Origin of the sequence: Fibrobacter sp. UBA2449, from assembly GCF_002342555.1 — a bacterium.
Classification (GTDB): domain Bacteria; phylum Fibrobacterota; class Fibrobacteria; order Fibrobacterales; family Fibrobacteraceae; genus Fibrobacter.
In genome coordinates this window covers 60366-70569 of the sequence record NZ_DDQF01000011.1, presented here as the reverse complement: position 1 = coordinate 70569, position 10204 = coordinate 60366, and the positions used below count along the sequence as shown (strand labels likewise).

The 10204-nt window shown below is 57.0% G+C and carries 7 protein-coding genes and 1 pseudogene; all 8 read left to right on the top strand.

Going from position 1 to position 10204, the window contains the following annotated elements; all coding sequences use genetic code 11:
- Nucleotides 1-348: pseudogene (locus B4B27_RS07665) on the top strand (phosphopyruvate hydratase); the annotation flags it as partial.
- 320 nt (nt 349-668) lie between these two features.
- Nucleotides 669-2471 carry an ABC transporter substrate-binding protein gene (locus B4B27_RS07660; protein WP_290725288.1) on the top strand — a complete coding sequence of 601 codons (1803 nt, stop codon included), beginning with the start codon at nt 669-671 and terminating at the stop codon, nt 2469-2471.
- An 11-nt stretch (nt 2472-2482) separates the two neighbouring features.
- Nucleotides 2483-3868 (top strand): ABC transporter permease, encoded by a 1386-nt coding sequence (locus tag B4B27_RS07655; RefSeq protein WP_290725286.1) that lies wholly within the window; start codon nt 2483-2485, stop codon nt 3866-3868.
- Nucleotides 3869-3870: 2 nt separating this feature from the next.
- Nucleotides 3871-4716, top strand: a complete 846-nt coding sequence (locus tag B4B27_RS07650) for an ABC transporter permease (protein ID WP_173381057.1) — start codon at nt 3871-3873, stop codon at nt 4714-4716.
- 10 nt (nt 4717-4726) lie between these two features.
- Complete coding sequence (locus B4B27_RS07645; protein ID WP_173365059.1) at nt 4727-5728, top strand: ABC transporter ATP-binding protein; 1002 nt, start codon at nt 4727-4729, stop codon at nt 5726-5728.
- Complete coding sequence (locus tag B4B27_RS07640) at nt 5718-6530, top strand: ABC transporter ATP-binding protein (RefSeq protein ID WP_173381059.1); 813 nt, start codon at nt 5718-5720, stop codon at nt 6528-6530. The genes B4B27_RS07645 and B4B27_RS07640 overlap by 11 nt, the downstream gene beginning before the upstream one ends.
- Before the next feature lie 94 nt (nt 6531-6624).
- Nucleotides 6625-8199, top strand: coding sequence for an FISUMP domain-containing protein (locus tag B4B27_RS07635; protein ID WP_290725280.1), 1575 nt, complete (start codon nt 6625-6627; stop codon nt 8197-8199).
- Nucleotides 8200-8273: 74 nt separating this feature from the next.
- Complete coding sequence (locus B4B27_RS07630) at nt 8274-10037, top strand: glycoside hydrolase family 9 protein (protein WP_290725278.1); 1764 nt, start codon at nt 8274-8276, stop codon at nt 10035-10037.
- Nucleotides 10038-10204 lie beyond the last annotated feature (167 nt).

Below are 10204 nucleotides of genomic sequence, written 5' to 3'. Positions count from 1 at the left end.
GAAGGCATCAAGGCCGGTATCGCCAACGCTATCCTCATCAAGGTGAACCAGGTGGGTTCTGTGTCCGAAACTCTCGCCGCCATCAAGCGCGCTCAGAACGAAGGCTACGCTCCGATCGTTTCTCACCGCTCTGGCGAAACCGAAGACACCTTCATTGCTGACCTCGCCGTCGGTACTGCCGCTGGCCAGATCAAGACCGGTTCTCTCTCCCGTACGGACCGCGTGTGCAAGTACAACCGCCTCCTCCGCATCGAAGAAGAACTCGGCAAGGCCGCTGTCTATGCCGGTGACCCGCGCAAGGCTTGCAAGGCTCCGAAGGCCGCTTGCAAGAAGTGCTGCAAAAAGTAATTTAAACCATTAGAATTACTGAAAGAGGCGTCCCTATCAGGGGACGCTTCTTTTGTATGTAATGCGCTCGCGGCCGGACAAAAATAAAGGAGTAGGGCGATGCGGAGTAGGTGGCGAAAATTTTTATCTGGAATGCCGTTTTGTAAACTTTCGTAAATAATTGAACTCCGCATGGGATGCGTTGGTGCGCCGTCCCTGCTCCTGTGTCCGAATGTAAACGTATTTTTCACGAAAGTGCAAAAACAAAAAAAGCTTTTAAATCTATATTACGAAAGGATTTTTTATTCACGAGCTTTCAAAAGCTTATAAAAGAGGACACAATGATTGGATTGAAATCGATTGCCAGGACCGCTCTTGCGCTCTCGGCAAGTGGAGCAGTTTTTTCAGGGTGCGGTACCGACCAGGTCGAAGGGGCTCTGCCCCGTCAGGAGACACTCTACCTGTCCGGCCAGCAATGGGGCGCCCCTGCGACGTTTAACCCGCTTGCCGAAAGTTGGATGGCTGCCTGGCCTGTTGGCGGACGCTTCAACCTGGTTTACGAACCGCTTATTGTTTACAATACGCTGAACGGCAAGATCGAGCCGCTTCTCGGAACGCTCGTCGAGGAACTCTCGAATAACGACAGTGTCGTGATCGACCTGAACCCGGCTGCCAAGTGGAGCGACGGTAAGCAGGTGAACTCGAACGACGTGAAGTTCATCTTCACGAAGGGTTCCATCAACACCACGGAACAGATTTCTGATATCCACGTGGATACGGTTGCCACCGAACCGGCAGTTCAGGAACGCCTTTCGTTCATTGTGAACAAGGCCCAGAGGAACAACCCGCTCTCGGTGCGTGACCTTCTCCAGGCCATCCGTATCGCGCCTGCGCATGTGTTTGAACCGCTTATCGCGGAAAAGGGTCTCGACGAAGTCAAGAAGCTCCCGATGGACAAGAATCCCGTGGTTTCGGGCCCCTACAACATCATGTCCGCCGACCCGAACAAGATTATCCTCCAGCGTCGTGACGACTACTGGGGCAATGCCGCCCTCCACGAGGGCAAGCTCCCCGCTCCTAAGTATGTGGTTCACCCGATCTACAAGAGCAACGACGCCAACACGATTGCGCTCACTACCGGCAACCTCGATGCTTCCATGAGCTTCGTGACCCGCATCTGGCGCAAGCGCGGCGTGCATACCTGGTTCAACGAACCTCCTTACTTTGCTCCGGGCGCCATGCCGATGCTCATGATCAACACCATGAAGGAACCGCTCAACGACAAGCGCTTCCGCCGCGCACTCGCGACGGCCATCGACTACACGGCGATCCGCCAGTTCGCCGTCTCGAACTACACCTCGACCTTGAAGGCCGGCCTTATCATGCCGACGGGTCTCGAAGGCAAGTTTATCAATGACGAAGATACGCAGAAGTATGGCGTGAACCTCGGCATTACCGACGAGGCCGAACGCTTGAACACGGTGAAGCAGATGCTCTCCGAAGCCGGCTTCAAGTCCGTGTGGAAGAAGGACGGCACGCTTGACCATATGGAAAACGCCAAGGGCGAAACGCTCCCGACGCTCTTCATCACTTCTCCTGCCGGTTGGACCGACTGGGAAGCCATGGTGACCATCGCCGTGGAAGGCATGCGCAAGGCCGGTATCGACGTGCGTGAAGGTTTCGTGGACGGCGGTCAGTACTGGCCTGCCAAGGGAACGGGCAACTTCGACCTCCTGATGGACAAGCCGTCTGCCGACGTGTCCCCGTCTCTCCCGTGGAGCCGCTTCAACGAAGTCATGTCCAGCCGCGACTGGCAGCCGCTCGGCGCCTGGGCCGGCACCAACATCGGCCGTTACAACCAGCCGGGTACTCCGGAATTCCGTCCGGAAGTGGACCAGCTTTTGTCTGCAATCCCGCTGATGACCGACGCCGAAGAAATCGCGAAGGCTTACCGCGAACTCAACAAGATCTTCATGGAAGACCAGCCCTCCATTCCGCTGGTCTACCTGCCCGAACAGTTCTACGAATTCAGCGACCGCGTGTGGACGAACTGGCCGACCGCCGAGAATCCCTACGCTCCGCCGCAGCTCCCGTGGATTGCCTCCGGCACCAAGATCCTTTGGAACCTCAAGCTTGCTAAATAAAAGGACGACCAATGCTTAAACAATATCCTATGTTGCGCTATGTCCTGCAGAAGGCGTTCTGGTATCTCCTGACGTTTGTTGTCGCTGTCGCGATCAACTTTACTCTGCCGCGTATGGGTGAGAACAACCCCGTGGACATTATCATGGGTAAGGCAGCCCAGGGCCTCTCGCCCGAAGAAGCCAAGCTCAAGAAGGAAGGCCTCCTCAAGGCTTTCGGTATGGCCGAACTCAACGACCAGGGCGAAGTTATCTACGATCCCGATGTCGACGAGAATGGCAACGTGAAGACTGTCAAGGTCCCGAAGACCGACGAGAACGGTGCTCCGGTGCTGAAGACGGTTGCCGTGCTCAATGAAGACGGCACCCCGAAGATGGAAGAACGCCAGAAGGTCGACGAGGCCGGCAATCCCGTGTTCGAGGAAAAGCCTGTGCTCGACGCCAAGGGCAAGCCGGTCATGGTCAAGGACAAGAAGACCAAGAAGAAGGTTGCCCAGGTCGAAAAGATTGCCGTGATGGAACAGGTCGCCGTTACGCGCCAGGATACCGTCATGGTGGAAGAGGTGGTGAAGAAGGCCGACCCGCGCCTCGCTTCCGGCTTCTCCCAGTTCCTCGTCTATATCAAGAACGTGTTCAAGGGTGACCTCGGCATTTCTTACAGCCAGTATCCGAAGCCGGTCGTCGAGATCATCAAGGAATCCGTTCCTTGGACGCTCCTCATCCAGGCTCCGACGATTATCCTCGGCTGGATCATCGGTAACCTTCTCGGTGCCTTCGCTGCCTACAAGCGCGGTATCTTCGACAAGGTGTTCTTCCCCTGCGCCATGTTCCTCAACGGTATCCCGTTCTTCGTGTTCGGTATGCTGCTTGTCGCTCTCTTCTCCATCACTCTCGGCTGGTTCCCCGCGATGGGCGCCTACAGCCCGGATATCACGGAACTCAGCTTCTCGTGGGGCTGCATCAAGAGCGTAGGTTGGTACTACATCCTCCCGTTCTTCTCGGTGTTCCCGATTCTTCTTTCGGGCCAGGCGACGGGTATGCGTTCCATGTCCATCTACGAACTCGGTACCGACTACATGAAGTATGCCAAGTGGCTCGGACTCCGCGAAGGCAAGATCATCAGCTACGTGTTCCGCAACGCCATGCTCCCGCAGCTCACCGGTCTCGCCCAGAGCCTCGGTACCATGGTGGGTGGCGCTCTCATTACCGAAATGATCTTCTCCTACCCGGGTCTCGGTATGGCGATGCTCACCGCTATCCAGCAGAACGACTACGCGACGATTCAGGGCTGCACGCTCATGATTTCGACCTGCGTGCTCGTCGCGAACTTCGCTGTTGACGTTTTGATTGCCGTCTTCGACCCGCGTGTCAAGGCCGGTCTCCAGATGGGAGGTAAGTAATCATGGGAAAGCTTCTTAGAAATCTCCTCAAGTCCCCGATGTTCGTCATCGGTATCTCGATCTTCATCATCACCCTGCTGATTGCGCTCCTGGGTCCCCTGTTCTACCACGTGGACATCAACGCGCGCGATATCGTTGCTGGCCCCTATGCGGGTTCCAGCGGCGACCACCTGCTCGGTACCGACCACCTCGGCCGCGACTACGTGTCCCTCCTGATCGAAGGGCTCCGCAGCTCGCTCTACGTGGGTCTTGTGGCGGGCGTCATCGCGACGACGATCGGTGTGCTTATCGGTCTGTTCGGCGGCTTCCGTGGCGGCTGGATTGACGAAGTCCTGAACATGCTCACGAACATCTTCATCGTGATTCCGCAGTTCGTGATCCTCGTGCTCATCAGCTCCGCCGTGAAGGACGGACGTTCGCTTACGCTCATTGGCCTTATCATCGGCCTTACCGCATGGAGCTGGTCTGCCCGTGCCGTGCGTGCGCAGGCATCCTCGCTCCGTAGCCGCGACCACATCTCGCTTGCCCGCATCAACGGTGCGTCTACGCTCACGATCGTTATCAAGCATGTGCTTCCGTACCTGCTTTCGTACGTGTTCATGGTGTTCATCATGCAGGTGTCCTCGGGTATCCTTTCCGAAGCCTCCATCTCGATGATCGGCCTTGGACCTCTGGATTCCACTTCCCTGGGTATCATCCTGAACCAGGCCAAGGACAACGGCGCCCTTTCGGACGGCATCTGGATTGCCTTCCTCCCGGCGACCATCATCATCACCCTCACGGTGTTTGCGTTGTTCCTGATCAATACTTCCATGGAAGGCGTCTTCAACCCGCGTCTGCGCAAGTAAGAGGTAAAAAATGTCTGACAATGTTTTTGAAGTAGAAAACCTGAGCCTTTATTACCTCGGCCGCTTTGGCGACAAGACTCATGCCGTGACGGATGTCTCCTTCTCCATGAAGCAGGGCGAAATCCTCGGCATCGCAGGTGAATCCGGCTGTGGCAAGTCCACGCTCGTTTCCGGCCTTATGGGCATGTGCATCCCGCCCCTCTACCCCGAAGGCAAGAGCGAAGTGCGCGTTAAGAACGGCGACAAGATGGAATCGCTCATGAACCGCAGCGTCGAGGACGTCCGCAAGAACGTGCTCGCCCAGAAGGTCTCCATGATTCCGCAGGGTGCTTTCAACGCGCTGAACCCTGTCCGTAAAATCAAGGATATCGCCGCCGACGTGATCGCAGCCCACCAGCAGCCGGGCAAGAAACTCGACCACAAGGAAATCTACGACCGCCTTTGCGAACGTTTCGACCTGTTCGGAATGGACACGAAGCGCGTGCTCGATTCTTATCCTATCCAGCTCACCGCCGGTGAACGCCAGCGTTCCGTTATCGGTATTTCCACCTTGCTCAACCCGCAGATGGTGATTGCCGACGAACCGACTTCCGCCCTGGACGTATCTACCCAGAAGGAAGTGATCAAGATGATCTTCGACCTTTTGGACAAGGGCATCTTCTCGACGATGATCTTCATTACCCACGAGCTTCCGCTCCTGTACCATGTGGCCGACAACATCGCCATCATGTACGCCGGTGAATTCGTGGAAAAGGGCACGGCGGAACAGGTCGTCAAGGATCCGCGCCATCCGTACACGCAGGCCCTCATGGGCGCCATGCTCAGTACGGAAGCGAGCCAGCGTGGCCGTCATCCGGTGGCCATCGAAGGCGCTCCCCCGAGCCTCAAGAACAAGATTGTGGGTTGCCGCTTCGCCCCGCGTTGCAGCAAGGCATGCCCCGATTGCAAGAAGAATACCCAGAATCTCCGCGTTGTCGGTGATCGTGACGTGAGGTGCGACTATGCTAAGTGATAAGCCCGTTGTATTTTCTGCCCAGCGCATCAGCAAGGACTTTGGTGCCGGCAAGACCCTGAAGACCGCCGTGAAGGATGTCTCGTTCAACATCTATGACGAAGAGTTCATCTCTATCGTGGGTGGCTCGGGCTGCGGCAAGTCCGTGCTCGCGAAGATCATGCTCGGCCTTTACCAGCCGACGCGCGGCCAGTTCCTTTACCGCGACAAGCCCATCAAGAACCTGAAGGACCACTGGAACGAAGTCCAGTCCGTTTTCCAGGATCCGTTCGGATGCTTCAACCAGTTCTTTACGATACGTAGCCAGCTGGAAGACGCCCTGAACATCTTGAAGGTGAAGCCCAGCAAGGAAGAAGTCCGCCGCCGCGTGGACGAAGGCCTGTTGGCCGTGAACGTGGCTCCTGCCGATATCGAAGGCAAGTACCCGTTCGAGCTTTCCGGTGGCCAGATGCAGCGTATGCTGTTGGCCCGTATCTTCGCGCTCCGCCCGAAGGTGCTGATTGCCGACGAAGCGACCTCCATGGTGGACGCCTGCGTGCGTGCAAACATCCTCGATTACCTCCGCAAGTTGAAAGACGAGCTGAAGATGACCGTGGTGTTCGTGACCCACGATATCGGCCTTGCGAACTACGTTAGCGACCGTATCTTCATCATGCACGACGGCAAGATCGTGAACCAGGGTACTCCGGCTGAAGTGCTCGACAACACGACCGAACCGCACACGCTCCGCCTGCTCGACGATATCCCGGAAGTCCACAAGACCGAATGGATCAAGAACAGCCACAGGAGCAAGAAGGGCTAGAGCCTATACCCTTTGAAGGAAAGCCGCAGCGATATCCGCTGCGGTTTTTCTTTTTGGGTTGCAGGACGTTTGTTCGTTTGCTATAATGGAAATCATGAAGAAGATTTTATATGTAATTGCATTGGCGGCCCTGGTTGGTTGCTCGGACGAAAAATCGGAACACGGCTTTGATGCGTTCACGCCCGAATACGGCGCGCGCGGTTTGGTACAGCACGGTTTTTTCTTTGAAAAGGATTCTGTACATGTCCAGATGGGAAGCCGCGTCGAACCGTATTACTGGATAGATGGCTGGAGCAGGTTCGTGCCTGTCGACGGCGCTACCGGGGCTTACGAGATAGAGCCTTATGTTTCGAACGGACTGATGGAGTTTGGCGTTTCTGCCAGTGAAAGCCGCATTCCAAACGGCAGCAGGGTCGTTCCCGACATGGAACTGAAGGCGGCCGCCGACTTGTCCAACGACAGCACGGTGAACGTGAACTACCTGACGACGCTTGCGACCGACATGATATGGTCCCTGGTAAGGGAGGGAAAGGAATTTGCGGAGGCGAGGCGCTCTGCCAATGTCGCGGTGCTTTCCGCGCTCCACATGCCGAAGGATCTGCTCGATTTCGAGAAGTATTCCCTGTATGGCGAAGGCGAGGGCGATGCGATGCTTGCCGCCATAGCGCTGGTTATTGAAGATTATTATGTGGAATACGGCAGTACCACCGCGTGGGAAAGCCTGGAAATCGACACCTTGACGGGAAAGTTCTATAGCTCGGACGTCCTTCGTAGGCTTGCCGTGCTCGCGGATGCAATCATTACCGACGACGGCGGGGACTCCATCCGCAAGGCGATAGAGGCGAAGGCGCCCAACGGGAAGGTGGGACATTTCGAAAAGTACTTGACTCTCCTTGCGACTGCCGACGGCAATCCCGCATGTGATGCCTCGAACGAGGGGGAGATGAGGGATATCGGAGATGATTTCAGGTACAAGATGCTGGTCTGTTCGAATTCGGCATGGCACCCCGCGACAAAGGAAAATTTCGATGTCGGGGATATCTTCAATCCGGAGGTGGAATACGGGACGCTGGTGGATTCTCGCGACGGAAGGACATACAGGACCGTGGAAATCGGAGGCTATACCTGGATGGCCGAGAACCTGAAGTACGCGGACAGTGCCGCCTCGGAGAACCTGAAGGGCCAGAGCTGGTGCTACGGCGACGACGAGTCTAACTGCGAAGTCCTCGGCCGCCTGTATTCATGGTCGGCTGCGATGGACCTCGAACCCGTCTACCTGGATTCCGTTGCCGACATCCGGGAAGTGGAACGGGGAATCTGTCCGGAAGGCTGGCACGTGCCGAATCCGGAATTCCGCAAGCTGTATTCCGATGTGAGTTACGCCTCGGCGTTTATGGCGATGGGAACAAACGAAAGCGGTCTGTCCGTGATTCCCTCCGGCTACGGCGTGGCCGAGTATGACTACGGCGACGGCGGGGCAGACGAATATACCGGGAAAATGCAGTATGTGGCGATGGGAGTGACGACGTTCCTGTGGACCGGTGACCAGCAGCCTTATGGTGGGGTGCGGGTAATGTACCTCTACAAGAAGGGGCTCAGCAATGAGCCGGAAAGTAGGCACAATGCTGGCTACCTGCGCTGCGTCAAGGATTACGGTGAAGAAGAATAGCGATGTTTCCTGCTGAAAACGGAACATGATGCATGATCGCGCCCAAGGGGCGCGATTTAAAGTATATTCTGGGTATGGATATTCATAAAAACGCTTCTAGAACCTGTGTGGCGGTATCTGCCGCCGTGTCCCTGCTTGCTGCCGTTGCGGTGGCGGGCCCTCTCGTGAACCAGCTCGGGTTTTATCCCGAGGCCGAGAAGACGGTCGTGTATCCGGGTAACGATGCGAACGGTCTCGAGGTGCGGGACATGAACGGGAAGACTGTCCTGACGCTCGATGCCCCGATGGTGTACGACTGGGACTACAGCGGCGAGGAGATTCAGACCTTCGATATCTCCGCGGTGAAGACTCCGGGAACCTACCGCCTGTTCCGTGGCGGTACCTATGTGGGCAGCCCGATTCTGGTTGGCGAAGGTGTCTACGGCGATTTGGTGAAGGCTAGCCTCAAGTGGTTCTACTACCAGCGTGCGAGTTTGCCGCTTACGCTACAGTACGCGGGCAAGTGGGCGCGCGCTGCAGGCCACATGGATGACAAGGTGATTGTTTACGGGAGCGATGCGGCGACTGGTGGCAAGGGCGCCGGCAAGGTCTTCAATTCCGCACGCGGCTGGTACGATGCGGGCGACTATGGCAAGTACATCGTGAACTCGGGCATTACCGTGTGGACCCTGCTCGAGATATACGAGAACTTCCCGAAATATGCGGATTCGCTCTCCTGGAATATCCCGCGTGAATTCGACAAGCTCCCGCTGCTGCTGGAAGAGGTGCGCTACAACCTGGACTGGATGCTTACCATGCAGGACAAGGACGGCGGCGTGTACCACAAGGTATCTACGCTCAAGTTCAGCGGGAGCGTGCAGCCCGAGGACGATACGGCCCCGCGCTATGCGATTATCAAGAACGTGACCGCGTCGCTCGACTTTGCGGGCGTGATGGCGCAGGCGAGCGTGGTGTACCGCAAGTTCGACAAGGCCTATGCCGACAAGATGCTCAAGGCTGCGGAAAGCGCGTACGCCTGGGCGAAGAAGAACCCGAAGGCATTCTACAAGCAGCCTGCCGACGTGAACACGGGTAGCTATGCGCCCGGCAACGAGGACGGCAAGGACGAGTTCCGCTGGGCTGCTGCCGAACTCTACCGCGCGAAGGCCGCTGCGGGTGCGAAGGGCGACAAGGCTGCTGCCGGTTACCTGAAGGACTTGAAGGGCAACGCATTCTCGCCGAATGGAGCCTGGTGGGGCGACATGAACATGATAGCCGCGTTCCGCGTGGCGCTCGATTCCGCCGTCTTTGACAAGGATCTGGTTGCCGCCGCGAAGAAGACCGTGATGAACGAGGCGAACAACCTGCGTGCCGTGGGCGACACGAGCGCCTACCGCCTGCCCGCATTCCCGTGGAGCTGGAACTGGGGTAGCAATAGCGCGATGGCGAACAACGGCATGGTGCTGGTGCATGCCTACCTGCTGACGGGCGACAAGAGCTATCTGGATGGTGCGCAGCAGTGCCTTGACTACCTGCTCGGCAAGAACCCGATGGACATGACCTACGTGACGGGATTCGGCTACAGGAGCCCGCGCAACCCGCATCACCGCCCGAGCGAATCGGACAAGGTGGACGATCCGGTGCCGGGTATGCTCGTGGGAGGCCCGCACCTGGGCAAGCAGGATATCGACCTGGAAGGCAAGGAACCCTGGAAGTGCCCGAACTATGCCGTCGCCGACAAGCCTGCGCTCGCCTACCTCGACAACCGCTGCAGCTACGCGACCAACGAGGTGGCCATCAACTGGAACGCGCCGCTTGCGTACCTCGCCGCCGCCCTCGAGGCGATTTACAACAAATAGGTGTTGCTGCCGCCTGTTGGTGAATGCGTCGGATTTTGGTTCTTGGGACCCTGTTGCTTGTGCAATGGGGTTCTTTCTTTATGCAACGGGATGTTGCGTAAAGAGATGTAAAATCGCATGAGATGCTAAAATTAGTGATTTTTTAATAAAAAAAGCATCTTTGTTGC

What these genes read in the sequence shown, in the direction of transcription:
- B4B27_RS07660 (WP_290725288.1), top strand. Translation starts at nt 669, where the DNA reads ATGATTGGATTGAAATCGATTGCCAGGACCGCTCTTGCGCTCTCGGCA.
- B4B27_RS07655 (WP_290725286.1), top strand. Translation starts at nt 2,483, where the DNA reads ATGCTTAAACAATATCCTATGTTGCGCTATGTCCTGCAGAAGGCGTTC.
- B4B27_RS07650 (WP_173381057.1), top strand. Translation starts at nt 3,871, where the DNA reads ATGGGAAAGCTTCTTAGAAATCTCCTCAAGTCCCCGATGTTCGTCATC.
- B4B27_RS07645 (WP_173365059.1), top strand. Translation starts at nt 4,727, where the DNA reads ATGTCTGACAATGTTTTTGAAGTAGAAAACCTGAGCCTTTATTACCTC.
- B4B27_RS07640 (WP_173381059.1), top strand. Translation starts at nt 5,718, where the DNA reads ATGCTAAGTGATAAGCCCGTTGTATTTTCTGCCCAGCGCATCAGCAAG.
- B4B27_RS07635 (WP_290725280.1), top strand. Translation starts at nt 6,625, where the DNA reads ATGAAGAAGATTTTATATGTAATTGCATTGGCGGCCCTGGTTGGTTGC.
- B4B27_RS07630 (WP_290725278.1), top strand. Translation starts at nt 8,274, where the DNA reads ATGGATATTCATAAAAACGCTTCTAGAACCTGTGTGGCGGTATCTGCC.